We start from the raw sequence: 23808 nt of genomic DNA on the forward strand, positions 1-23808 counted from the left end.
CCGCCGCCGGCTCCGGACCGTTGGCAGGAGGACCCGGACAGGGCGACCGGCCTCCCGGGACCGGTCCGTGCGGTGGCCGGCGCTTCCCACGAGGGCGGCGGCCGGAGCCGGGCCGACTCGCGGGACCACGATGGCGAAACGGTATGAGGTGACTGTGGTGGATGCGTTCAGCGGCCTGCTGGGAAGTCCCAAGGCCCGGGGAGCATTTCTGCTCAAATCCGTGTTCAACCCCCCGTGGGGCCTGCGCGTCGAGGACCGCGCGCCGCTGTCGCTCGTCACCCTGCTGCACGGGTCGGCGTGGGTGCTCCGCGAAGGCGGCGAACCGGTCAAGCTGGCCGCCGGGGATGTCGCCGTCCTGCGCGGCCCCGAGCCGTACACCCTCGTCGACGACCCGGCCACGTCGCCCGGCGTCACGGTCGCCCCCGAGCAGAGGTGCAGCACCGCCGACGGCGAGGACGTCACGGAGACGATGTCGCTGGGCGTGCGAACCTGGGGCGAGCCGCACCGCTCCGGCTCCACGGTGATGCTGAGCGGCACCTACCAGGCGCCCAACGAGGTGGGCCGCCGGCTGCTGGCCAGTCTGCCCGCCCTGCTGGTGCAGCCCGCGTCGGCCGCCCGGACGCCACTGATCGGCATGCTGGCGGCCGAGATGGACCAGGAGGACGTCGGCCAGGAGGTGGTCCTGGACCGGCTGCTGGATCTGCTGCTGATCAATGTGCTGCGCTCCTGGCTGGTCGAGCCCGGCACGGGGGCGCCGCTCTGGTTCCGCGCCCAGAGCGACCCCGTGGTCGGCCGGGCGCTGATGCTGCTGCACGACCGGCCGAGCGAACCGTGGACGGTCGCCTCGCTCGCCTTCGCCGTCGAGGTCTCCCGGGCCAAGCTGGCACGTCACTTCACCGAGCTGGTCGGCGAGCCGCCGATGTCCTACCTGACCGGGTGGCGGCTCACACTCGCCTCCGACCTGCTGCGCGACCCGGATCTCTCGGTCGCCAGGATCGCCGAACAGGTGGGGTACTCGGGGCCGTTCGCGCTGAGCGCCGCGTTCAAACGCGAACGCGGCGTCAGCCCGCAGGAGTACCGCCGGGGCAAGCGGTCGGAGGGAGCCCTGGCCACCGGGTCCGACGGCCGGACCGTGCTGCTCAGACGCTGAGGCGCACCGCCGGCCGGGGCAGCCCCGGACTCCGAGTACCGGCGCCCGGCACGGCCACGGCCGTGAGCAGCAGTCCGTCCCCGACATACCAGCGGCCGGTGTACGGGTACGCGCCTCGCGCCCGATGCGGTACGCCGCCTCCGGCGGTGGTCGCGCGCGCGTCCACGGGGCGCCGACGGGCCGGGGGCGGTTGCGTGCGCTCCGGACGTACCGAGGCGGTGAACAGGCCGTCGGTGGTGAACGCCACCTCGATGGCTCGGGTCCCGATCCAGCGGGCCGTTGCCGGGTGCCAGGCCTTGTAGACCGACTCCTTCGCGCTGAACAGCAGCCGGTCCCAGGGGACGTCGGGACGGATACCGGACAGCTCCGCCACCCCGCGCCGTTCCGGCCCCGTCGCCACGAGGTCCAGCACGCCGGGAGACAGCGGCAGGGCCCGTTCGGCGTCCACACCGAGCGCCGCCCACACCCCGGTGCGCGCCGCCACCGCACCCCGGTAGCCGGCACAGTGCGTGATGCTCCCGACGACACCGGACGGCCACACCGGGCCGCCCTCCGCGGTGCGCAGCAACGGTACGTACGGCAGGGAGAGTTGGTCCAGGCAGCGGTGGGCGCAGGACCGCGCGGCGGCGAACCGGCGGACGGTCGCCTCGGGTCGTCCGCGCAGCAGCGCCAGCTCCCGGGGGTCGGGCAGGTGGGGCAGCACGTCGTCGAACGCCTCCGCCCGCGCGACCCCCTCCGGGACGACCCGTTCGATCACGGCCGGAGATCCGCCCGGAGCGCACCGAGGACGCCCGGGCGGTGCGTCGCGGCGCCGGTCACCGGGAGCCCGCCCGCTTCACGGCCTCGTCGCTCAAGAGCTGTCCGGCGGTCTCCCCGCAGACTCGGAGGACCGCCGCGACCACCTCGTCCGGACGCTCCAGCGGCAGAACGTGTCCGGCGCCGGGCAGGGGGATGAACGTGGCGTCCGGCAGCGCGGACGCCAGCTCCCGGCCCAGCTCGGGCCGGATGACCTTGTCCTTCTCTCCGGCCAGCACGGCGGCCGGGACCCGCACGGAGGCCAGCGCCGCCCGTAGGTCCATGCCCCGGGACGACCGGAAGCAGGCGGCCCGCACCGGTGGCGCGGTCCCGGCGAACACCTGGCGGTTCACCTCGCGGAGGCGTGGGTCCAGTGCCGTACCCGTCATCCGGCCGAGCAGGAGCCGCCCGAGCGCGGGCCGCCGCAGCGCCCAGGAGAACAGCGGGGCCTCCATCATCGAGGCTTCCTTCTCCGGCGTGTCCTGGTCGTGCGCGGCCGAGGCGACCAGCACCAGCCCCACCGGGCCGGCGCCCGGCCCGGAGGCGGCCGCCAGCGACAGCGCCGCGAACCCGCCCCCGGAGTGGCCGACGATGATCGGCGCACCACCGGCGTAATCGACGACACTCGCCAGGTCGGCGGTCATCGCCTCGGCGCTGATACCGAAGGAGCCCGCGGTCGAGGCGCCGTGACCGCGCAGATCGTGGAGGACGACCGGGAAGCCACGGCGCAGCAGCCGGTCGGTGACCGGGCTCCAGACCCGGCGGCTGCCGCCCCAGCCGTGCGTCAGCACGACCGGGGGCCGCCGCTCGGTGTCGTGTTCCAGCGGGGTCAGTACGGAGAGCGCGAGCCGCCCGCCGTCCTCGGTGGTGAGGAAGACCTCACCGGCGGCGGGCGCGGTCACCGTGTCCTCCCGGCGGCCGGAGCGGCGGACGGGGTGGTGGCGAGCAGCTGGTTGAGCCTGCCGAACGCCGCGCGGGTGGCGCGGGTGTGCATCGCTCCGACGTCCACCAGGTTGGCGAGGAGGGCGAGTTGGCCCTGCGGACTGGCGCGGAAGGACATCACGAGCCGGGTGCCGCCGTCCCCCAGCGGGGTGAGCGTGAACTCCGCGGTGCCGCGGAACGCCCCGTCCACGTATTCCAACGCCAGCCGCTCCGCCCGTTGCACGACGGTGGTGCGGGCGGTGAACCGGAGCTTCTTGCCGCCCTTGTCGACGCCCTTGGTGTGGACGGTGACCCGGGTCAGCGCGCCGACCCGGTCGGGGGCGCCGTCCACCGGTTCGAAGGTGTTGTCGGGCACCCACCACCGCGCCTCGCCCGCGAGTTCGCCCAGCAGGGCCTCCCAGACGGCGTCAGGACCGGCGGCGAGCAAGGCCTCGTCGACGAGCTCGTACTTCTTCACTGCTCCTCCTCCTGCGGGGTGAACGGGAAGGGCCGCTCCCGCGGGAGCGGCCCGGGGCCCTGCTCGGTCAGCCGAAGAAGCCCTGACCGGGGGTGAGGACGTTGCCGGGGTCGAAGCGGCGCTTGGCGTGGCACAGCGCCCCGTAGCTCCTGCCGAAGTGGCGCCGCCAGTCCGAGGCGGTCAGGTCCGGCACCGCCCCGACGAGGTAGCGCTTGGCGCCGAGTTCCACGGCACGGTCGTACAGCCAGCGGTTCTGCTGGACCATCCGTGCGACCTCGGCGTCGCTGGTCCCCGGATTCGGGAAGCGCAGCAGGTCGAAGAGGTATCCGGTCCTGTCCCTCGGCTGGACCGCCATGGGCGCGGTGATCTTGGACGTCGGGTACGGGTAGGTGAGCAGCACCCCGGCGCCCAGACTCTCCGTGGTGAGCTGGCTCTCCACCAGGCGCAGGAAGCGTGCGGCCGAGCGGCGCGGCAGGAAGAGGCTCAGCCACGGCTTGGCCTCGAACCAGTGCCCGGCCTCCTTGAGGAAGGCCTCGTAGCCGTCCAGCCGGAAGAGGTAGTCGCGCAGCGCGTAGTCCTCGATGTGCGCCTCGGCGCGCAGGTCCTCCAGGCCCGACAGCAGCCTCGCCCGGTCGGGGACGTGACCGCCGGAGTACGTGGCGACCGCCTCGATCTTGTAGCGCCAGCCGGAGTCGTCCGGCTTGCGGACCATCTCGCCGCCCTGCATCTGGAAGCGGTGGTCGGCGAGCAGGATCTCCGAGTCCTTCATGAAGGCCGTGACGTCGCTGTAGAACAGGCTGAAGACGGTGGCCCGCTCGGCGGCCGGCACGGTCCGCAGCGTCACCTTGACGATGACGCCGACCTGACCGCCCCCGGCCAGCGCGGTGTGGAACAGGTCGGAGCGCCGGGTCCTCGAGGTGGTGACGACCTCACCGGTGCCGGTCACCACGGTCATCGAGGTCACGGTGTCCGCGATGAGACCCTCGGAGCCCATGGTCAGGCCGATGCCCCCGACACTGAGCGTCCCGCCCACCGAGAGCGGCAGGTAGTCCGGCAGGGCGGGCAGGGTGCGGCCGCGGGGCAGCAGGTGGTCGGTGATCTCCGCCCAGGTCGCCCCCGCCTCCACGGTGATGGAGTCGCCGCCGGTGGAGAGGATGCGCGCCATGCCGCGGGCGTCGACCGAGATGCCGCCGGGCACGGCGGCCTGGCCGTAGCAGGAGTGGGACTCCAGGTCGCCGCCGGTGCCGCTGCGGCCGTTGACCGCCAGCTTCAGCCGGTTGGACCGCGCGTAGCGGATCATCCTGGCGATGTCCTGGACCGAGCCCGGCGTGAGGACCGCCCAGGGCACGGTGCCGTTGACCAGCCGCCCGAAGTCGTGGCTGTAGGAGCCGAACTGGCTGGTGTCCGTGGTGAGTGTGCCGTCCAGCTGCGGTACGGACACGATGCGGTCGCCGGGTCGGCGAGCCGGGTCGGCGGCCCAGGCCCAGCTGCCGGCGGTGGCGTTCCAGCCGATCACCGTGGCGGCGGCGCCGACGGTGCCGAGCACTGCTCTTCGGGAAGGGTTGTGCAGGTTCACGGGGAGGGACTCCATGTCTCGTCGGTCACGCGTGCGGCGTTCAGGAAGCGGTGGGCACGGTCGCCCGCAGGTCCTCGCTGGTACTCAGCCGGTGCTCCGCGGGGTCGAACCGGCTGGTGGCCCGCCGGAAGCGCCAGGTGTAGGTCGGCCAGATGGACGGGTTGCGGCCGTGCTCGTCGAGATACCAGCTGCGGCAGTTGCCGGCGTTCCACACGGTGCCGTCCAGCCGCTGGTCGAGCTTCTGGTTGTAGGCGCGCTGGGCCTCGGGCAGCGCCTCCACGCTGGCCAGACCACGCTTGTCCATCGTTCGCAGGGCGTCGAGGAGGTAGGCGATCTGCGCCTCGATCATGATCACCTGGGAGGAGTGGCCCAGGGTGGTGTTCGGTCCGAGGAGCATGAACAGATTCGGGAACCCGGCGACGCCCGTGCCGCGCAGCGCGCTCATGCCCTCGCCCCAGGCGTCCTTGAGGCTGGTGCCGTCCCGGCCGAGGACGCGTTCCGCGATCGGGCGGCGTACCGCCTCGAATCCGGTTCCGAGCACGATCGTGTCCACCGGGCGCTCCCGGCCGTCGGCCGTGACCACCGCGTCCGCGGTGACCTTGGAGATGTCGTCGGTGACCAGCTCGACGTTGGGCTGCTGGATCGCGGGATAGTACGTGTTCGAGAAGAGCAGCCGTTTGCAGGCCATCACGTAGTCCGGGGTGAGCCGGGCCCGGAGCGCTTCGTCCGGCACGCTCTTCTTGAGGTGGTCGGAGGCCATCTTCTGCATCTTCCCGGCGACGGCCGGGCGCGCCATCACGAACGCCAGGATCTCCCGGCCCCACATGTTGAAGTTCCGGCGGAAGCGCTGGTAGCCGGGGACGGAGGTCAGCAGCTTTGTCTGGAGGGCGCTGTTGGCCTTGTCGTTCTTCGGGCCGATCCAGGGCGGGGTGCGCTGGTAGAGGTCGAGCTGCCCGACCTCCGGCTGGATGGCGGGGACGAACTGGATGGCGGACGCCCCGGTGCCGACGACGGCGACCCGGCGGCCGGTGAGGTCCAGGTCGTGGCGCCACCGCGAGGAGTGGAAGACCTCGCCCCGGAACTCGGAGAGACCGGGGATGTCGGGGATGGCCGGCTCGCTGAGGTAGCCGGTGCCGGTGACCAGGACCCGGGCGGTGTAGTCGCCGCCCGTGGTGGAGATCAGCCACCGCTTGCGCAGGTCGTCCCAGCGCGCCTCGGTCAGTTCGTGTCGGAAGCGGATGCGTGAGCGCACCCCGAACCGGTCGGCGCAGTCGCGCAGATAGCCGAAGAGCTCCCCCTGCTTGCCGAAGGTGCTCTTCCAGTTCGGGTTCGGTGCGAACGAGAAGGAGTACAGGTGCGACATCACGTCACAGGCGCAGCCCGGGTAGGTGTTGTCGCGCCAGGTGCCGCCGACCTCGTCGGCCCTCTCGAAGACCAGGAAGTCGTCGATGCCCTGCTGCATGAGCCGGATAGCGGTGCCGAGCCCGGAGAATCCGCTGCCGATCACCGCCACCCGCAGATCGCGGGCCGGGTCCAGGGGTGCCTGAGCCATCCCGGTCACCCCTTGCGGGCGAGCGTCAGCCGGAAGTTGTTGAAGAAGCGGTCCTCCAGCGTGTACGCGAAGATGTCCAGGTAGCGCTCGAAGCGGGCCACCACCTCCTCGCTCTCCAGCGCCACAGCCTCCTCGCGCCGCTCGGCGAGCAGCACCAGCCAGGCGCGGCACGCCCGGGCGAACGCCTCACGCTCGTTGACCAGTTCCACCACCTCGAACAGGCCCTCGGCGGCGGCCGTCAGCTCGTGCAGGTGCGGGATGTGCATCCCGGCGAACTCGGAACGCTGGAGGAACTTCAGGTCCGCCAGGATCTTCCGGCCGATCGGCTGGGCCTCGGCGGTCATCGTGTGCAGGACGAACCGGCCGTCCGACACCAGCGCTTCGTGCACCTGCCGGAAGAAGAACCGGTAGCGCTGGGTGCGCTCCTTCGGCGACAGGCTGGAGGGGACGAAGTGCTCCAGTGCGTTGACACAGAACGCGGCGTCGTAGGCCCCCGGGTCGCTGTGCTCCGACCAGCTCTGCACCCGGGTGGTGAGGGCCGGGTTGTCCAGGCCCGCGATGAACTCGGCCTGGGTGCGGCTCAGCGTCAGGCCGACCGCCTCGCGTACGCCGTGCTTCCGCGTCAGCCGGTCCATCAGGGTGCCCCAGCCGCAGCCGATGTCCAGCACCCGGCCCTTGCCCGCCGCTTCCGCGAGCTCGGCGAACGCGTCGAGCTTGCGTTCCTGTGCGATGTCGAGTGCCTCGGTGAGGCCCTCGCCCTCCTGCCAGTAGCCGCCGCTGTACATCATGCTGGGACCCAGCAGCAGACGGTAGAACTCGTTTCCCACCTCGTAGTGGTGGCGGACTGCGTCCACCTCCGGCTCCGCGGTGTGGGAGGCGATCGTCGCCATCCTCGTCCTCTCCTCGCAGCTTCTGCCGACCGGGCGCAGAGCGCGTCGTACGGCTGTCCGGTCCTGAACCGTGCTCAGAGGGAGCCAAGCGGACCTGTGCAATCCGTCCGCAACAGCGGCGTGTGACCGCCCTGTTGCGGCCCGGTTGCGAGGAGCGGCTTGCATGCCGACACGACCGTACGTCGCGTTGAGAGAGGAACAATCATGGCACTGCCGACTGTCGAGGTTCTCTCGGAGCAGCTCGCCGCCGTCTCCGGAGCCACCGAAGTGACGCCCGACGCGCCGATCCGGCACATCCCGGGTGTGGACTCGCTTGACCTGATGGAGTGGCTCTACAACTTCCAGAACGAGCACCCGGACGTCCCCGCCGACGAGTCCCTCTTCGCGGACCTGGACGACAGCACGACCATGCGGGACGTGTACGCGAAACTGGTCGACCTGGCGCCGCAGCCGGCCGAGGCCTGAGGCGGGCCCATGAGTGGATTCGCCGTCGCCGGGTGGGGCAAGGCCCTGCCCGAGCGGGTCATCACCAGCACCGAACTGGCCGAACGCTTCGGGGTCGACGAGCACTGGGTCGTCAGCCGTTGCGGCATCCGTGAGCGGCGGGCGGTGGACCCGGGGCAGACCACCGCGTCCCTGGCCATCGACGCGGGCCGCGCCGCACTCGCCAAGGCGGGACTGACCGGTGCCGACATCGCCCATCTGATCGTGGCAACGGCCACCCCCGAGCAGCCGTCCCCCGCCACATCCGCCTTCGTCCACCACGAACTGGGCATCGGCGGCGGGGCGATGGACGTCAACTCCGAGTGCGCGGGCTTCGTCTACGGACTGGTCGCGGCCATGGGCATCCTGCGCATGGACCGCCGCCCGATCCTCCTCGTCGGCTCGGACACCCACACCCTGACCGCCGATCCCGCCGACCGGGACCTCTCCATCCTCGTCGGCGACGGCGCGGCCGCGGTGGTGCTCGTACCGGGTCCGGAAGATCCCGTTCTGGCCTGGAACCTGGGCGCGGACGGATCATGTGCAGATGCACTCAAGGTCCAGGCGGGCGGAAGTCGGATGCCCACGACACCGGAAACGGTCGCGCGGGGGCTCCATTTCGCCCAGATCAAGGGCAACGAGATCTACCTCAACGCCGTCCGCTACACGGTGCGGACGGTGCGCGAGACGCTGGAGAGCGCCAAGATCTCTCCGACGGAGGTGGACCACGTCATCCCGCACCAGGCGAACATCCGCATCATCAACTCCGTGATGCAGCACTCGGGTCTGCGCCCGGAGGCCCTGATCACCAATCTGGACCGGTACGGCAACACCGCGTCGGCCTCCATCCCGCTGGCGCTCACCGAGGCGCTGGACGCGGATCGGATCAAGGCCGGGGAGCTGGTGCTGCTCGCCGGGTTCGGGGCGGGCATGACCTGGGGTTCGGTCCTGATGCGCTGGGGAGGCGCCGCGTGAGCGGAGGAAAGGAAGCGGGCAAGCGGCCCGAGGCGCCGGTGGCTCTGGTCACCGGCGCCTCGGGCGGCCTCGGGCAGGCGCTGGCGGTCGAACTGGACGCGCTGGGCTGCCGGGTGGCCGTCCACTACCGCAGCTCGGCCGACCAGGCCCGGGCGGTGAGCGAGAAGCTGACGAACGACTCGGTCGTCGTCGGCGCGGACGTCGGGTCGTGGGAGGAGACCCAGCGGCTCCACCGAGAGGTCGAGGAGGCGCTCGGCCCCATCGACGTGGTGGTCAACAACGGAGCCGTCCGCAAGGACGCCCTGATGGCGATGCAGTCCCCGGACGACTGGCACGAGGTCATCCGTACCAACCTGCTGGGATCGTTCCACACCAGCAGGGTGGCGCTGCCGTACATGCTGCGGCGGCGCTGGGGCCGGATCGTCAACGTGGTCTCGCCGTCGGGATTCATCGCCACGGCGGGGCAGACCGCGTACTCCGCCTCCAAGGCGGGTGTCATGGGGATGACCCGTGCGCTGGCGGCGGAGTGCGGCCGGCGCGGGGTCACGGTGAATGCCCTGTCACCCGGGTTCATGATCACCGGCATGACCGATCAGCTGCCGGAGAGCATCGTGTCGGACATGGCGCGCAAGGCGCCGGTCCCGCGGTTCGTCACGGTCGAGGAGGTCGCCCGCAGCGTCTCCCTCTTCCTCGACCAGGACTGCATGACCGGACAGGTGGTCAGCATCGACAGCGGGGTCTCGATCATGTGAGCCGGCACCGCGGCGGAACGGCATCGGGGAGGAACGCGGACCGCGTTCCTCCCCGATGCCGTTCCGGGTTCAGTTCAGCCGGTGTGTTGACAAGGCCTCCCGCTCCGCCCGGGCGGGAGACACCGGGAGCCGGGTCCGTTCCAGCAGGCCCAGGTAGGCGGCCTCGCTCTCGGGGCTCGGATCGCAGCCCAGCTCCTCGGCGAGGACGACGCGCAACTGCTGGTATATCCGCAGGGCCTCGGCTCTGTTCCCGGCCAGGCGGTGAGCGGTCATCTGGCAGCGGTAGGCGCTCTCCCGGAACGGCGCCTGACGCACCGCCTCCTCCGCGTACCGCAGGGCGTGGTGGGTGTCGCCGAGCGCGGACGAGGAACTGCTCGCGGTCTCCAGGGCCGAGACCCGCAACTCCTTGAGGTGGCGCCGGACGGACTCCACCCACTCGCTCTCGTGGGAAGCGAGGAACGGCCCGCGCAGCAGGGACACGGCGGTGGTGGCGAGCCGCTGCGCGGTGCTGTGGTCGCCCTCACGGTGGGCGACGGCGGCGGTGAAGGCGGCCTGCTCCGCGCGCTCCACATCCACCTGGGCGTACTCCGGCAGCTGGAGCAGGTAGCGCCCGCCGCATGCGATCACCGCCGGCTCGGCGTTCTCCTGCTCCGAGAGGAGAGGCCGAAGGCGGCTGACGACACTGCGTAACGCCGAGGCCCAGGTGGTGGGCAGGCCATCGGGCCATATGGTGTCGGCGAGTTGCTCCCGGCCTGTGCCGGAAGGACGCTCCAGGCAGAGCCGGGCCAGGGCGATCTGCGCCTGATGGCTGGCCAGGACCCGTGGGGCTTCGGATTCATGTTCGATGGAGACAAGGCCGACAAGCCTGATGAGCACGGTCGATCCCCCCAAGAAATGGTTGAGGCGACTTCCTCGGCGACATGGATGACGGAAGTCGACTTTCTGGCGTGCGTGCGGTTCCGTGCGCAGGGCCCGGGGCGCGACTCTGGACCGAGCGGACGTGAGGATCCCGTGCGAGGTCTGCGGTGGGCCGGAACGGGCTTGGTCAAATCTTCTCCACAGCTGAGTAAACAGCATTCTCGTTCAAAAGGGGTGTGTGTCAACCGCACGGTAAAGTTGCAAACGTTAACGAACGGTGAATCGGGGGCTCTGGCACATGCCAAAAGATTGGTGACTGTTTGATCTTGCTCCCGTGTTGCGTCTCGATTGCGAGAAGGCCGTTGAATTCGAGGCGCATCAGATTCGTTGCACCCGTGTGCAATGGCAGTCACGAATGAGAGGACGGCCGATGGCATCCGCAGCGTGGGGGAGAGTCGCGCACAAACTGGAAGCGACGCGGCGCCGCGTGGACTCCCTGGAGTGGGAGTCCGAGCGCCGCAACAGCTTCGTCCCCTACACCGCCGAGCGGGACACGGCCTACGTCGACCTCGACGGCCGACGGCTGCTGATGATGTCCGGCTACAGCTACCTCGGCCTCTCCGGTGACGAGCGGGTGGTGGCGGCGGCCCGGGCCGCCGCAGACCGCTACGGCACCGGCAACCACGGAGTGCGGGCCCTCGCCGGCTCCATCCCCCTGCACGAGGAGCTGGAGGCCGAGGTCGCCGCCGTCGCCGAGCGGGAACGGGCCATCGTCTTCGGCTCCGGCTACGCGGCCAACGTCGGGACGATCGGTGCCCTGGTCGGTCCCGGCGACACCGTCTACGTCGACAAGTACGCCCACGCCAGCATCGTCGACGGCTGCCGCCTCAGCGGCGCCACCGTGGTCCGCTTCCGGCACAACGACACCGACCACCTGGCCCGCCGCATGGAGGCCGCCGCCCCCGGCGGAGTCCGCCTGGTCATCGTCGACAGCGTCTACTCCATGGACGGCGACATCGCGCCACTGCCCCGACTCCGCGAGGTCTGCGACGCCCACGAGGCGTTGCTGATGACCGACGAGGCCCACGCCCTCGGCGTCATCGGTCGCACCGGTCTGGGGGTGGAGGAGCACTTCGACCGGCAGGTGCGGGTGGACGTGAAGCTCGGCACCCTGTCCAAGGCCATCCCCTCCATGGGCGGCTGGGTCGCCGGTCCGGCCGAGCTCATCGGCCATCTCCGATACGCCGCACGGCCGTTCCTCTTCTCCGCGGCCCTCGCACCCGCCTCGGCGGGTGCCGCCCTGGAGGCGCTGCGCGTGCTGCGCGCCGAACCGGAGCGCGTCGCCCACGTCCAGCGGATCGGCGCCCGGTTCCGGGAGCTGGTGACCGCGGGCGGCATGCGGACCGGCGACAGCGAGACCGCCGTCGTCCCGCTCATCGCGGGCAGTGACGAGTCGGCCTACGACCTGGCCACCACCGCACGCCGCCTGGGCGTGGTCGGGCTGCCCGTGGTCACCCCCGCCGTACCGCGTGACCTGGCCCGGCTGCGGATCGCCGTCACCGCACGGCACACGGACGCGGACGTGGAACTCGCCGCCGAGGCCTTCCTCAAGGCCGCGGGGCAGTGCGGCCTGCTGGCGGGCTGACCTCCCCGCCGCCGGCGCACCCACGCGCTCGCGGCCCACCGTGTCCACGGCCGACGGCCGGTCACCGGAACGGGAAGGAAGCACAGGAGAATGCGCAACGAGGCGGAACGCTCCGCCCGGCCGGACGTCGCCATCAGCGGGATCGGCACCGTCACCCCGGCCGGACTCACCACCGACCACCTGTGGAACGCGGTCTCGGCAGGCCGCTCCCTCGCGGTCGACCTCACCCACTTCGACACCGCCGACCACCGCATCCGCATCGGCTGCCGGGTGCCGGAGCTCACCGGCCACGGCCTGCCCTGGCAGGAGGCACTGGCGAGCAAGGCCGCCCGGCGGCTCGATCCCTTCGCCCGCTACGGGCTCGCCGCCGCGCTGGCCGCCCACGCCGACGCCGGGCTGCCGCAGGCGCCCGCCGCCCGCTGCGCCATCGTCGTCGGCAACGCCGTCGGCGGTCGCACCACCAGCGACGCCGAGTCCGTCAACTTCGCGGCGAGAGGCCCCGGCGGGGTGCGCCCGATGATGCCCCTGATGACGATGCCGAACGCGGCCGCCGCCCAGATCGCCCTCCAACTGGGCTGGCACGGACCGGCGCTCACCGTCAGCACCACCTGCGCCAGCGGAGCCGACGCCATCGGGATCGGCGCGGCCATGCTCCGCGACCACCGCGCCGACGTGGTGATCGCGGGAGGCTGCGAGGCGACCCTCACCCCCATCACCCTCGCCGGGTTCGGCAACCTCAACGCCGCCTCCACCCGTACCGAGGCCGCCACCGCGTGCCGGCCCTTCGACGAGAGCCGGGACGGGTTCGTGATGGGCGAGGGCGCCGCCTTCGTGGTGCTGGAACGGGCGGCGGACGTACGGGCCCGGGGCGGCCGGGTGCACGGCCTGGTCGCCGGATACGCCGCGACCTCCGACGCCCACCACCTCTCGGCCCCGCACCCCGACGGGGCGTTCGCCGCCGAGGCCATGTCCGGCGCGCTCGCCGACGCCGGGCTGACACCGTCGGACATCGCCCATGTCAACGCCCACGGCACCGCCACCGTGCACAACGACCGTGCCGAAGCCACCGCCCTGACCAAGGTGTTCGGGCCCCACGGCCCCCCGGTCACCGCCAGCAAAGGCGTGCTCGGCCACCTCATCGGAGCGGCCGGAGCCGTCGAACTCGTGGTCGCCGTGCTGACGATGAACGCCGGCGCGGTGCCGCCCACCGCCAACCACACACGAACGGAACCCGAGATGGAGATCGACGTGGTCCACGGCACCCCGCGGCCTGTCCCCACCGGCCCCGCGCTGACCAACTCCTTCGGCTTCGGCGGCCACAACAGCAGCCTGGTGGTGACCCCCGCATGACGACCCTGCCCGGATCCGCACTCGACCCGTCCGCACCGCTCCTCGACGCCGGCGCCGCCCGCCGCTACCGCACCGTCACCCGCCGGGCGCTCGGCCGCCCGGCGTCCGACCGGGCCGGGACGGGCCCCCTCGCCGCCTTCGTCCTCACCCACCCCCTCGCCGAACGCACCGTCGCCGATCTCGCCGCCGGGCACGGCCCGTACTCCCTGGTGCACCTCGCCCAGGAGATCGAGCTGCACCACCCGGCGCGCGCCGGGGCCCCGCTCGACGCGTCCGCCGGACTGGACGCCGTACGCGCCGAACCCAAGGGCACCCGGCTCGTCCTGACCACCACGCTCACCGACCGGACGACCGGCGCCGAACAGGCCCGGCTCACCGCCCACATCCTGCTCGTCGGCATCCGGGCCGCCGAACCTCGCGGCACGCTCGTCCCCACGGCCGTGCCCCGCCAGGAGGCGCCCGGCGCCACGGTCAGCCGCGAACTCGGAATCGACCGGGAGTGGATCGCCGACTACGGCCACGCCGCCGGAGACCTCAACCCGGTCCACCTCGATCCGCGGGCCGCCCGGCGAGCCGGTTTCGCGGACGTCATCGCGCACGGCATGAGTCTGGTCTCGCTCGCCGTGGAGGAGGCCGCCGAACGCTACGCGGACGGGGATGTCGACCGGGTCCTGGCCGTCGGCGCGCGCTTCGCCCGCCCGGTCCTGCCCGGCGAGGGAACCACCCTCGACCTCACCCCCTCCGCCGCCGGGGACACCGTCGCGTTCACCGTGCGCTCCCGGGGCGCCGCCGCGGTCAAGAGCGGCCGGCTCCGGCTGGGCCCCGCGACGGGAGCCGGCCGATGACCGGTGCCGAGCGGTACGGCGGGACCGCCGACGCCGTACTCCGCTGGGCCGAGAAGACCCCGGACGCCCCAGCCCTGTGGTGGAACGGAGCCCCCACCAGCTACCGGGAACTGGCCGACGCGACCGACGCCGCCCGCGCGCGGCTCGCCGAGCACGTGCCTGTCGGCGCCACGCTCGCCGTGCTCGACGACAAGTCGCCCGGCACCGTCGCCACCATCCTCGCCTGCCTGGCCTCGGGACGCCCCGTGCTGCTGCCCTCGCCCACTCTGCCGTCCGACCACCTCGCGGCGGTGATGGCGGAGTCGGGCTGCCGGTACGCGCTCGCCGGGCCGACCGTCACGGCGGCGGTCCCGCACGGTGGCGAGTACCGTGCGGGAGCGGTGCCGCCGGGCACCGCCGTGGTTCTCACCACCTCCGGCTCCACCGGCATCCCCAAGGCCGTCCCCCTGCCGCACAAGGCGGTGGACGCCTTCACCGGCTGGGCCGCCGACGCCTTCGGCATCACCGAGTCCACCCCCGTCCTCAACTACGCCCCGCTCAACTTCGACCTCTGCCTGCTCGACGTCTGGACCACCCTCGCCCACGGCGGTCAGGTGGTGCTGGTGGACGCCTCGACGGCGGCCAGCGGCTCCAGGCTGCTCCGCCTGATGCGCACCCACCGCGTCGAGGTGGTCCAGGCCGTCCCCCTTTTCCACGCCCTGGTCTGCGCCCAGGCCCGCGCGGAGGACGGCGACCCGCTGGAGGCCGTCCGGCACGCGGCGTTCACCGGCGACGTGCTGCCCGAGCAGGTGCTCGCCGATCTCGCGGAACTCGTCCCCGGCGCCCGGCTGCACAACATCTACGGCTGCACCGAGACCAACGACAGCCTGATCCACGAGGTCGACCGGCGCCTGCCGTCCTCCGTCCCGATGCCGTTGGGCCGCCCCCTCCCGGGCGTACGCATCCGGCTGCGGGACTCCGACGGCCGGCTGCTGACCGGGCCCGGCCGCGGCGAACTGGAGGTCGCCACGCCCTTCCAGAGCACCGGGTACGCCGATCCGCGCCGGGCCGCCGAGAAGTTCGTCCTGGACCCGGCGGCGGACGGCGGCACGGGCACCCGGTGGTTCCGCACCGGGGACCTGGTCGAGAGGGACGTCGACGGCACCCTCCGGCTCGTCGGCCGACTCGACCACCAGGTGAAGATCCGGGGCGTCGCCGTCAACACCGGTGAGGTCGAACAGGTGCTGCTGGAACACCCCGACGTGCTGGAGGCCGGGGTGACCACGGTCCCCGACCCGGTCGAGGGCCGCCGCCTGGTCGCGGTCGTCCGGCTGGACCACGCTTCCACCGCCACCAGCCTCGACCTCAAACGGCACTGCACCGCCCGGCTGGCCCGCGGCTGGGTACCGGGTCTCCTCACCCCCGTACGTGAGCCCCTGCCGCGTACCGGCACCGGCAAGGTGGACCGTCGCGCGCTCGCGACGGTGACCGCTTCCGCAACCGCGGCCACCGCATCCTGACCCGGTCCGGCCCGCCCGTCGTGGGCCGCCGGCAGTCCCTCGGCAGGTCCGAAGCCTTCCGAAGACCCTGTACGAGCAAACCGCCAAGGAGCACTCTGTGAGCAACACCGAACAGATCAGCGAGTACATCGTCCGGGAGTTCCTGCCCGACCTCACCCCCTCCCAGCTCCCGCACGACCTGGACCTCCTGGCCGACGGCGCCATCGACAGCCTCGGCGTCCTCAAGCTGATCGCCTGGGTCGAGCACCACTTCCGGCTCGCGGTCGGCGACACCGACCTCGACCCCGACAACTTCCGCAGCGTCAAGGCCATCGACGCCTACATCGCGCGCTCCCGGAGTGCCGCCGCCACGGGCGGCTGAGCCGTGCACCCGGCCCTCGTCCCGATCGTCGACCGGCGCGCACCGGCCGGCCCGGACCAGTGGGACGCACTGTGGCAGGCGCTGGCCGACGGCGCACTGGACCACGGAGACACGCTGGCGCTCCTCGCCTCGCTCACCGCGGCCCTGCCCGAGCCCGACAGCCTCCTCGCTCTCCTCGACACACTGGACCGGCGGCGCCCGGCGCGGCCCGCGACGCCGTGGCCCGGCACCGTCAACGTGGTGGGCACCGGTGGCGGGCCGCCCACCGTCAACCTCTCCACGGCCTCCGCGCTGGTCGCCGCCGCCTGCGGGGTACGGGTCGTCAAGTCCGGCTCACGCGCCCACACCGCGCGCACCGGCTCCATCGATCTCCTGGACCGGCTGGGTGTCCCGCTCGCCGCCTCACTGGACCAGGCGTCCGGCCAACTCGACGCCCACGGCATCGCCTTCACCGGGCCGTTCGTCTACCCCGCGCAGCTGGCCCGGCTCGCTCTGCTGGCCATCCCCACGTCCATGCGGGTGTTCGGCCGGTTCCTCAACACCGTCGGCCCCTTCCTCGCGGCTGTCCCGGTGGCCGCCCAGGTCACCGGGGTCAGCGGGGATGAGATCCCACCGGCTCTGCGGGCCGTCGCAGCCCGGCCGGGAGCCCCGACGACGTGGCTGGTCACCAACCCGCTCGGCGCGGACGAACTCCTCAGCATCTGCGACAACACCATCCACCTTCCCGACGGCAGCACGCTGACGCTTCGAGCGGGCGACCTCGTCCCCGCCGACGGAGCGCCCGACGACCTCGCCCCGGTCGCCCGGGAGGCTGCCGCGGGCCACTTCCGTACCGTCCTCGCGGGCCGGGCGGGCGGCTCCCTGCGCGCCACCCTCCAGCTCAACGCCGCCGCGCTCGCCATGGCGGCCGGGCATCGCGACGACTGGGCCAAGGCGGTTGCCGAGGCGGGCGAAGCGCTCGACGAAGGGGCGGCGATCGACCTGCTGGAGCGGCTGACGGGGGTGGACCGTGCCCGCTGACTTCTTCGCCGAGGCCCGCGCCCGCGAGGAGCTGGGCCTGGCGGTCTTCCTCAACGCGGGCGACCCGTCGTTGCCCGTCCTGACCGATCTCGTCGCGCTGCTGGACGAGTCCGACGTCGACTGCCTGGAACTGGCCGTCCCCTTCCCCGACTCGCCCACCGACGGGCCCGTCGTGCGCCGCTCCGCCGACCGGGCGCTGGCACGGGGTGTCGCACTGCGCGAGACCCTCGCCTTCGTCGCCACCGTACGACCGACGCTGAAGCGGCTGCGGATCGCGGTCCTCGCCGACTGGAGCCACAGCCTGCGCACCGTCCCGCCCGCCGACTACGCCCGCGCCGTGGCGGACAGCGGCGCCGACGCCCTCCTGGCCCACGGCCTGCCGCCCCGGCTGCGGTCGGCCCACCACGAGGCGCTGCGCTCGGCGGGCCTGCCCGAGGTCACCACCTGCTACCCGGCCAGCTCACCGGCCACGGTCGCCGAGGCGGCGGCCCATGCCACCGGATACCTCTACCTGGTCGCGCGCTACGGGCGCAGTGGCGCCGGATCGCCCGAGGGCGGACACGCCGGCCTCGCGCCCTTCGTCGGTTCCCTTCGCGACCTCACCGCCTCCCCGATAGCCGTCGGCTTCGGGGTGTCCACCGCTGAGGATCTCGCCTCCGTGGCCCTGAGCGGCGCGGACGCGGCGATCGTCGGCTCCGCCGGAGTGGCCGCGCTGGAACGGAGCCTGGAGGCCGGGTCCGACCCGGTCGACGGCTACCGCTCCTTCGCAGCCGCCCTCGGTCGTCCCGCTACCGTCCGCCCGAAGGAGGACACCCGTGCTCATCCGAAACATCGAGACCGTCAAGACAGTTGACTGGGGCAACGGACTCAGCCGCAGATTCATACTGGACGCCGACGGCCTCGGCTACAGCGTCACCGACACCACGGTACGGGCCGGGACCAAGTCCCGCCTGGAGTACCGCAACCACCTGGAGACCTGCTACTGCATCGAGGGCTCCGGCGAGGTGGTGGAACTCGACGGCACCAGTCATCCGCTGACGCCGGGCGTCCTCTACTCGCTCGACAACAACGACCCGCACTTCCTGATCGCCTCGCCCCACGAGGACCTGCGTCTGGTCTGCGTCTTCGCCCCGGCGCTCCGCGGCGACGAGGTCCACAGCCTGGACGAGAACGTCTCCTCCGCCTACTAGTGCCTGTCGTCGAACCGCCGCCTGCCGGGCGACGCCCGGCACGCACGCTCCAGGCCGCTCACCCGACGGGCGCCTGAACCACGGGCGCCCGCCGACCTGACGACGGCGGAGAACCGCCGTCACCTCTCAGCCCGTCATCGACCGAGGCCACCCGCACGGCCCGTACGGAAGGCTCCGCCATGAGGAACCGAGACGCGGATCAGCAGGCGCTCTGCGCTGGCATGGCCCAGTGGGGCAAGATCCTGAGCGAAGGACACATCGACGCGGACGCCCGGTCCGCGTTCGAACCGCACCGCTGGCGGTCCCTCGCCGAAAGCGGCGTCCTCGGGCTGCCGTTCCCCCAGCGATGGGGCGGCGCGGGCCAGCCCCTCCTCACCACCCTGCATGTCCTGGAGACCCTCGGCGAGACCTGCCGGGAGTCCGGACTGAACTTCTGCGCCACCACCTCGATGGCCAGCACCGGTGTACCGCTCACCGCCTTCGGCAGCGACGCGCTGCGCGAGCGCTATCTGCCCGGAATCTGCTCGGGCGAGCTGATCGGCGCACACGCCATCACCGAACCCGACAGCGGCTCGGACGCCATGGCGATGACCACCCGTGCCGAGCGCGACGGCACGCACTACGTCATCACCGGTGGCAAGGCATTCGTCAGCAACGGCCCGATCGCCGACGTATTCGTCGTCTACGCGCGTACGCGCCCGGAAGGCGGACCGCTCGGCACCACCGCCTTCCTCGTGGACCGGGACACCCCGGGGCTCTCCGTCGGCGGATCGACCGCCAAGATGGGGCTGCGGACCGCCCCGCTGTCCACCCTGCACCTCGACGGCTGCCGGATACCCGCCGAGCGGGTGCTGGGCCGGGTGGGCGGCGGACTGCTCGTCCTCGACCACGTCATGAAGCGCGAGATCCTCTTCGGCTTCACCGTCCAGCTCGGTGAGATGCGCCACCGGCTCGACCGCACCGCCGCCCACGCGAGGGAACGCAAGGCGTTCGGCCATCCCATCGGCGACTACCAGGCGGTCTCCCACCGCGTGGTCGACATGAAGATCCGCACCGAGACCTCCGCCAAGTGGCTCTACGACACCGCCGAGCGACTCGCGGCGGGCGAGGACGTCACCGCCGACCTCGCCATCACCAAGATCCTCGCCAGTGAGGCCGCCCTGTCCACCAGCCTCTCCGCGGTCCGGGTCTTCGGCGGCGCGGGCTACCTCGCCGAGGTCGGCCTGGAGAAGGAGGTCCGGGCGGCTGTCGCCGGCACCCTCTACTCCGGGACCAACGACATCCAGTACAACCACGTCGCCTCGGTCCTGGGGCTGGGCGGATGAGCGCCCCGACCGGACCGCACCCGCGCCTGCTCAAGGTGTGCGGTGCCACCACCCCCGAGGAGGCGTCCGCCGTGGCCGCGCGCGCCGATCTCGTCGGCCTCTGGTACGGGGTGGAGAACGGGGCCCGCGACCTGACCGGCACTCAGCTGGCCGAACTGGCCGACGCCGTCCGCACCGCGGGCCGTGCCGAGCCCGTGCTCGTCACGTTCCTGCACGACGCCGACCGGATCGCCTCGGCCGCCCGCGCCGCCCGGGTGCGCTGGATCCAGCTCCATGCCTACCAACCGCCCGCCGCCGTCACCGCCCTGCGCTCGGCCCTGCCCGACGCGGTGCTGGTCAAGGCGGTGCACGTCCTCGACGGGGCGTGCGTGGAGCGGCCCTTCCTCCAGGCGTACGCCCGTGCCGGGGCGGATCTGTTCCTCGTCGACGCGGCGACCCGGGGCGGGGCTGTCGGCAGCACCGGCCACCGTGTGCCGGCCGAGGCGCTGGAGGCACTGCTGCCCACCCTGCCCCTGCCGTTCCTCCTCGCGGGCGGCCTCACCGAGGCCGACGCCCCCGGCCACGCCTTCGCCTCACACCCCGGGTTCCGGGGCGTCGACATCGACAACGCCGCCCGTGCCGACGGTGGTCCGCTCGACCCCGCCCGGGTCGCGGTGCTGGACCGCGCCTGGACCGCAACCCCAGCCCCACTCCCTGGGGAACACCCCGTCACCTCGTGAGGAAAGACCCGATGACGCAGCCCTTCCTCTCCGCGCTCCTCGGCGCGGAGCGCCCCGTGATCATGGAAGTGAAATCTCGCGACGCGTACGGCGTCGACCTGTTGCGGGGCCGCACCCCCGGCGACATCGCCGCTGCCTACGGGCGGGCCGGGGCCCCGTGCGTGTCCGTCGTGACCGGCCGGTGGTTCGGCGGGTCGCCCGCCATGCTGCACGAAGTGACCGCCCGCGTGGACGTCCCGGTTCTGCTCAAGGACTTCGTGACCCGGCGCGACCAGATCGCCACCGCCGCCCGCTCGGGCGTCTCGGCGGTCCTGCTGACCGCCGCGCTGCTGCCCCGGGAGTCCCTGCACGACCTGGCCCGCGAGTGCCAGGCGCACGGGCTCACCCCGTTCGTGGAGATCACCCGCGCCGAGGAGGCGATCGGTCTGCCGGACCCGCGGACCTGCGTCGTCGCGGTCAACAACAAGGACATCACCGCACGCGAACGGGATGCCGGGAACCTGGACCGCAGCCGCGCGCTGCTGCCCGCCGTACGCGCCGCGGGCACGCTCTGCCCCGTGAGCGCCAGTGCGGTGAGCGCCCCCACCACCGCTGCCGGTCTGCTGGCCGAGGGCTACCGGGGCCTGCTCATCGGCACCTCGCTCCTGCGCGCCCCGAGCGTGGAGGCCTGGCTGGCCGAGCTCGACGCGCAGCTGGCCGCGAACACCGGGGCGGCCGGGCGCTTCGTGGTCCCGCCGACCGTCGAAGCGCCCCCAGGTCTGCCGCACCCCGTCCCCGCGCCCAGCACGCTGACGCCCGCCGGGCCGGAGCAGCCGGCGGGTCCCGTCGACGAGGCCGGAGGCGTGCCCGCGTGAGCACCGCGTCGACGGGGCCGGTAGCCCGGCAGACCTTCGCCCCGAGAGACCCCGCCCCCGAGGGTGTGGAGCAGATCGTGCTCGGCAGCGGCCCCCACCGTCTCGGCGCCTGGCGGGCCGAACCGGCCACCAGGGCGCCGAGGTCCGTGCTCGTCGCCATCCACGGCCGGGCGATGTCGCCCGGCTATTTCGCCGGGCCGGTCGCCCCACACACCTCGCTGCTCGCGCTCGCCACCGCGCTCGGCCACACCGTCCTCGCGGTGGAACGGCCCGGATACGGCCTCTCCCGTGCCGTCCTCCCGCGCGGTCTGCCGCTCGCCGAACAAGCACGGCTGCTGCGCCGGTCGCTCGCCGAGTACGCCGAACTGCACCCCGTCGGAGCCGGGTTCTTCCTGCTCGGGCACTCCGACGGCGGCAAGGCGGCCCTGCACCTGGCGGGGGAGCCCTGGTCCGGGGCGACGGCAGCCGACCGCCTGCTCGGGCTCGACCTCAATGGCTGCGGCTGGCACTACGCACCGGCCGCCGCCCACTTCCCGGACACCTTGGGCGGCGGCGCGGGCGGGCTCAACTGGGGTCCGCTGCGCCTCTATCCGGGCGGCACCTTCCGCGCCAGCCGCGCCCTGCTCCGCGAGGTCCCGGCCGCCGAGGAGGAGGAGACCGGGCGGTGGCCGGCCCGGTTCCCGGCCGCCGCCGCCCACGTCCGCTGCCCCGTGCGACTCACCTTCGGCGCCTACGAGGGCTGGTGGTGCCTGGACCGGGACGAACTGGCGGCCGTGGCCGCCAGCTTCACGGGCACGCGCCGCCCCGTCGTGGAACGGCTGCCGGAGGCCGGGCACAACCTCAGCCTCGGTCGGGCCGCCCCGCTCTACCACGCGCGGGCTCTGACGTTCCTGGAGGAGTGCCTGGCCGCATCCTCGGACCGCCCGAGGTGACGTACTCGTATGCGCGTGAGCGTGTGGCGTATGGACCTCGGGGCCCTGTACCTGCTGGGATGTTCGCGCGCACCGCGTGCACGCTCCGTTCTGCCGCGCGAACCGTACGCCACCATCCGGAATGGTCCATCCGACCGACAGGACTCGCGACATGAGCCACTATCCACCCCACGCCGCCCCCTACTCGGCGGGCCCGGGCCGGCACGGCGGCACTCCGCCCGCCCGTGACCGCGTCACCGCGCCGTTGCTGGTGGCTTCGGTGCTCTGCACAGGGCTGATGGCGGGACTGTTCTTCGCCTACGACATCTCCGTGATGCCGGGCCTGGCCGAGTTGGACGACGCCGCGTACGCGGCGGCCATGCAGCGGTTCAACGCGGCGATCGACGGCAATGCGCTGTTCGGCCTGGTCTTCCTGGCCGCGCTGGCACTCACGGTCGCCGCCGCGACCGTGGCCTTCCGCCGCAAGCGCCGCACGGTGGCCCTGCCGCTGACCGTCGCGGCCGTCTGCTACCTGCTGGCACTCGTCCTCACCGTCGCGGTCAACCTTCCCCTCAACGCGGACCTCGCGGCGCTCGGCGACCCCGCGTCCGCCCAGAATCTGCATGCGGTGATCGACGACTTCAAGTCGGTCTGGGTGCCGGCGAACATCTTCCGGACTCTTTTCTGCGTACTGAGTCTCGGTGCTCTGTGCGCCGCGCTGCTCCGTCATGGGAAGGCTGATTCCCCCGTGGAGCTCCGACAGTAAGGAATCCGTGAACGGATTCACGGGCTGGCCGTTGCCCGTGGAAGAGAAACGCCGCTTATAGACTTATGTTTGCGTTCGCGTAGGGAAGCCTTCTTCCTTTTCCGGTGAGTGAAGGGGGCGACTGGCGTGTTCGGCGCTCCATCCCCCGTAACGCTCGACCCGGCGGATCACGCACCCTGTCCCCCCGTAGGGGTGGGCATGGGCGATAGTCAGGTCACGATTGAGCTCACGGCTGATGAGGCGCTGGTGCTGTCGCATTGGTCGGAGAAGCTCCGGATGACGGACCTCAGTCGTGCTGTCGACGATCCGGCGGTCTGGGCGCCGATCCATCGGATCGTCGGGACAGGGCGCGTGCGTTCTCATGCGGCGAGACGAGTGACTTGCCCGTGGACGGCCCCTGATGGCCTGCTTGCCCGGGTCTGGACGTGACGAACGCGACCTCTGATGATCAAGGTTCTCGAAGCCGTTGATCAAGAACAGGGGTCGCGTTCGCGTGTCATCCTCCCTGATCGATGTCCTGCAGCGCCACCGCGGGAACATCGACCTACCCGAACTCGCCTCGCTGTCCCAGGTCTTGGACCGCCTGCCCGATCCGCGGCGGGTGCGGGGCCGCCGCGGTACCGGCTGGGCGCCCTGCTTGCCTTGTGTCTGCTCGCGGTGCTCGGCGGCGCCACGACGCTGGCCGGCATCTCCCGCTTCGCCGTCGATGCCGCCCCTGAAGTGCGGGAGAGGATCGGGCTGCGTGGGCTGCCACGTGCGACGACCCTGGGCCGTCTGCTGTAGCGGCTGGACGGCGATGTCCTGGATGATGCTGTGGGCGCCTGGCTCGCCCGGCACGCGATGGACCCGGCCGCTGACGCTGCGGAACTGGTGGGCGTGGCTGTTGACGGCAA

At 72.4% G+C, this 23808-nt stretch carries 25 protein-coding genes; 18 read left to right on the forward strand and 7 right to left on the reverse strand.

All coding sequences use genetic code 11. The features are described 5' to 3' along the window. Positions 1-157 precede the first annotated feature (157 nt). Complete coding sequence (locus B9S58_RS15150; RefSeq protein ID WP_103532631.1) at positions 158-1150, forward strand: AraC family transcriptional regulator; 993 nt, start codon at positions 158-160, stop codon at positions 1148-1150. Here the strand turns inward: B9S58_RS15150 and B9S58_RS15155 are convergent. The 6 genes from B9S58_RS15155 to B9S58_RS15180 form a co-directional block, all read right to left on the reverse strand. Beyond that, a complete protein-coding gene (locus tag B9S58_RS15155) occupies positions 1140-1907 on the reverse strand; it encodes a 4'-phosphopantetheinyl transferase (RefSeq protein WP_103532632.1) in 768 nt (255 codons plus the stop codon). The genes B9S58_RS15150 and B9S58_RS15155 overlap by 11 nt on opposite strands. A 58-nt stretch (positions 1908-1965) precedes the next feature. Further along, complete coding sequence (locus B9S58_RS15160) at positions 1966-2847, reverse strand: alpha/beta fold hydrolase (RefSeq protein ID WP_103532633.1); 882 nt, start codon at positions 2845-2847, stop codon at positions 1966-1968. Then, complete coding sequence (locus B9S58_RS15165; protein ID WP_103532634.1) at positions 2844-3344, reverse strand: SRPBCC family protein; 501 nt, start codon at positions 3342-3344, stop codon at positions 2844-2846. Before B9S58_RS15165 ends, B9S58_RS15160 begins: the two co-directional genes overlap by 4 nt. Before the next feature lie 67 nt (positions 3345-3411). Beyond that, the gene (locus B9S58_RS15170; protein WP_258044521.1) at positions 3412-4920 is read right to left on the reverse strand and encodes an FAD-binding protein; all 1509 of its coding nucleotides are present in this window, start codon (positions 4918-4920) and stop codon (positions 3412-3414) included. A 40-nt stretch (positions 4921-4960) separates the two neighbouring features. Beyond that, entirely contained in the window at positions 4961-6472 is a 1512-nt protein-coding gene (locus tag B9S58_RS15175) for an NAD(P)/FAD-dependent oxidoreductase (RefSeq protein ID WP_103532636.1), read from the reverse strand. 5 nt (positions 6473-6477) lie between these two features. Continuing rightward, complete coding sequence (locus B9S58_RS15180) at positions 6478-7362, reverse strand: class I SAM-dependent methyltransferase (protein ID WP_103532637.1); 885 nt, start codon at positions 7360-7362, stop codon at positions 6478-6480. Positions 7363-7566: 204 nt separating this feature from the next. Between B9S58_RS15180 and B9S58_RS15185 the strand changes: the two genes are divergently transcribed. From B9S58_RS15185 to B9S58_RS15195, 3 genes are read left to right on the forward strand one after another with little or no spacing between them, the layout of a single operon-like run. Beyond that, a complete protein-coding gene (locus B9S58_RS15185) occupies positions 7567-7827 on the forward strand; it encodes a hypothetical protein (protein WP_103532638.1) in 261 nt (86 codons plus the stop codon). Positions 7828-7836: 9 nt separating this feature from the next. Next, positions 7837-8820 (forward strand): 3-oxoacyl-ACP synthase III family protein, encoded by a 984-nt coding sequence (locus B9S58_RS15190; protein WP_103532639.1) that lies wholly within the window; start codon positions 7837-7839, stop codon positions 8818-8820. Continuing rightward, positions 8817-9572 carry an SDR family NAD(P)-dependent oxidoreductase gene (locus B9S58_RS15195; protein WP_103532640.1) on the forward strand — a complete coding sequence of 252 codons (756 nt, stop codon included), beginning with the start codon at positions 8817-8819 and terminating at the stop codon, positions 9570-9572. The genes B9S58_RS15190 and B9S58_RS15195 overlap by 4 nt, the downstream gene beginning before the upstream one ends. Before the next feature lie 69 nt (positions 9573-9641). Here the strand turns inward: B9S58_RS15195 and B9S58_RS15200 are convergent, their stop codons facing one another. Beyond that, positions 9642-10448, reverse strand: a complete 807-nt coding sequence (locus tag B9S58_RS15200) for a bacterial transcriptional activator domain-containing protein (RefSeq protein ID WP_103532641.1) — start codon at positions 10446-10448, stop codon at positions 9642-9644. A 412-nt stretch (positions 10449-10860) separates the two neighbouring features. Here B9S58_RS15200 and B9S58_RS15205 point away from each other — a divergent pair, with 412 nt between their 5' ends. The 14 genes from B9S58_RS15205 to B9S58_RS37970 all read left to right on the forward strand — a co-directional run bounded on the left by B9S58_RS15205 (position 10861) and on the right by B9S58_RS37970 (position 23698). Then, positions 10861-12075 carry an aminotransferase class I/II-fold pyridoxal phosphate-dependent enzyme gene (locus B9S58_RS15205; protein WP_103532642.1) on the forward strand — a complete coding sequence of 405 codons (1215 nt, stop codon included), beginning with the start codon at positions 10861-10863 and terminating at the stop codon, positions 12073-12075. A gap of 90 nt (positions 12076-12165) precedes the next feature. Beyond that, complete coding sequence (locus B9S58_RS15210) at positions 12166-13425, forward strand: beta-ketoacyl synthase (protein WP_103532643.1); 1260 nt, start codon at positions 12166-12168, stop codon at positions 13423-13425. Further along, on the forward strand, positions 13422-14270 hold the full coding sequence (locus B9S58_RS15215) for a MaoC/PaaZ C-terminal domain-containing protein (protein WP_103532644.1): 849 nt from the start codon (positions 13422-13424) through the stop codon (positions 14268-14270). Before B9S58_RS15210 ends, B9S58_RS15215 begins: the two co-directional genes overlap by 4 nt. Beyond that, positions 14267-15769, forward strand: coding sequence for an AMP-binding protein (locus B9S58_RS15220; RefSeq protein ID WP_103532645.1), 1503 nt, complete (start codon positions 14267-14269; stop codon positions 15767-15769). The genes B9S58_RS15215 and B9S58_RS15220 overlap by 4 nt, the downstream gene beginning before the upstream one ends. 97 nt (positions 15770-15866) lie before the next feature. Continuing rightward, complete coding sequence (locus tag B9S58_RS15225; protein WP_103532646.1) at positions 15867-16130, forward strand: acyl carrier protein; 264 nt, start codon at positions 15867-15869, stop codon at positions 16128-16130. Between the two features lie 3 nt (positions 16131-16133). After that, positions 16134-17150, forward strand: coding sequence for a hypothetical protein (locus tag B9S58_RS15230; protein ID WP_103532647.1), 1017 nt, complete (start codon positions 16134-16136; stop codon positions 17148-17150). Further along, entirely contained in the window at positions 17140-18003 is an 864-nt protein-coding gene (gene trpA / locus B9S58_RS15235; protein ID WP_103532648.1) for a tryptophan synthase subunit alpha, read from the forward strand. Before B9S58_RS15230 ends, trpA begins: the two co-directional genes overlap by 11 nt. Next, positions 17966-18340, forward strand: coding sequence for an ectoine synthase (locus B9S58_RS15240; protein WP_103532649.1), 375 nt, complete (start codon positions 17966-17968; stop codon positions 18338-18340). The genes trpA and B9S58_RS15240 overlap by 38 nt, the downstream gene beginning before the upstream one ends. Positions 18341-18519: 179 nt before the next feature. Then, entirely contained in the window at positions 18520-19665 is a 1146-nt protein-coding gene (locus B9S58_RS15245) for an acyl-CoA dehydrogenase family protein (protein WP_103532650.1), read from the forward strand. Then, positions 19662-20384 (forward strand): N-(5'-phosphoribosyl)anthranilate isomerase, encoded by a 723-nt coding sequence (locus B9S58_RS15250; protein ID WP_103532651.1) that lies wholly within the window; start codon positions 19662-19664, stop codon positions 20382-20384. Before B9S58_RS15245 ends, B9S58_RS15250 begins: the two co-directional genes overlap by 4 nt. Positions 20385-20395: 11 nt before the next feature. Beyond that, complete coding sequence (locus tag B9S58_RS15255; protein WP_103532652.1) at positions 20396-21238, forward strand: indole-3-glycerol phosphate synthase; 843 nt, start codon at positions 20396-20398, stop codon at positions 21236-21238. Continuing rightward, positions 21235-22170 carry an alpha/beta hydrolase gene (locus tag B9S58_RS15260; RefSeq protein WP_258044524.1) on the forward strand — a complete coding sequence of 312 codons (936 nt, stop codon included), beginning with the start codon at positions 21235-21237 and terminating at the stop codon, positions 22168-22170. Before B9S58_RS15255 ends, B9S58_RS15260 begins: the two co-directional genes overlap by 4 nt. A gap of 151 nt (positions 22171-22321) precedes the next feature. Continuing rightward, complete coding sequence (locus B9S58_RS15265) at positions 22322-22915, forward strand: DUF1772 domain-containing protein (protein WP_103532653.1); 594 nt, start codon at positions 22322-22324, stop codon at positions 22913-22915. A 642-nt stretch (positions 22916-23557) separates the two neighbouring features. Beyond that, positions 23558-23698, forward strand: a complete 141-nt coding sequence (locus B9S58_RS37970) for a hypothetical protein (RefSeq protein ID WP_181009316.1) — start codon at positions 23558-23560, stop codon at positions 23696-23698. Positions 23699-23808: the final 110 nt, after the last annotated feature.

The sequence above is a fragment of the Streptomyces sp. SM11 genome, assembly GCF_002910905.1.
Taxonomy (GTDB): Bacteria; Actinomycetota; Actinomycetes; order Streptomycetales; family Streptomycetaceae; genus Streptomyces.

Coding starts and splice junctions, on each gene's coding strand:
- B9S58_RS15175 (WP_103532636.1), bottom strand. CDS start 6,472: ATGGCTCAGGCACCCCTGGACCCGGCCCGCGATCTGCGGGTGGCGGTG.
- B9S58_RS15180 (WP_103532637.1), bottom strand. CDS start 7,362: ATGGCGACGATCGCCTCCCACACCGCGGAGCCGGAGGTGGACGCAGTC.
- B9S58_RS15185 (WP_103532638.1), top strand. CDS start 7,567: ATGGCACTGCCGACTGTCGAGGTTCTCTCGGAGCAGCTCGCCGCCGTC.
- B9S58_RS15190 (WP_103532639.1), top strand. CDS start 7,837: ATGAGTGGATTCGCCGTCGCCGGGTGGGGCAAGGCCCTGCCCGAGCGG.
- B9S58_RS15205 (WP_103532642.1), top strand. CDS start 10,861: ATGGCATCCGCAGCGTGGGGGAGAGTCGCGCACAAACTGGAAGCGACG.
- B9S58_RS15210 (WP_103532643.1), top strand. CDS start 12,166: ATGCGCAACGAGGCGGAACGCTCCGCCCGGCCGGACGTCGCCATCAGC.
- B9S58_RS15215 (WP_103532644.1), top strand. CDS start 13,422: ATGACGACCCTGCCCGGATCCGCACTCGACCCGTCCGCACCGCTCCTC.
- B9S58_RS15220 (WP_103532645.1), top strand. CDS start 14,267: ATGACCGGTGCCGAGCGGTACGGCGGGACCGCCGACGCCGTACTCCGC.
- B9S58_RS15245 (WP_103532650.1), top strand. CDS start 18,520: ATGAGGAACCGAGACGCGGATCAGCAGGCGCTCTGCGCTGGCATGGCC.
- B9S58_RS15250 (WP_103532651.1), top strand. CDS start 19,662: ATGAGCGCCCCGACCGGACCGCACCCGCGCCTGCTCAAGGTGTGCGGT.
- B9S58_RS15255 (WP_103532652.1), top strand. CDS start 20,396: ATGACGCAGCCCTTCCTCTCCGCGCTCCTCGGCGCGGAGCGCCCCGTG.
- B9S58_RS15265 (WP_103532653.1), top strand. CDS start 22,322: ATGAGCCACTATCCACCCCACGCCGCCCCCTACTCGGCGGGCCCGGGC.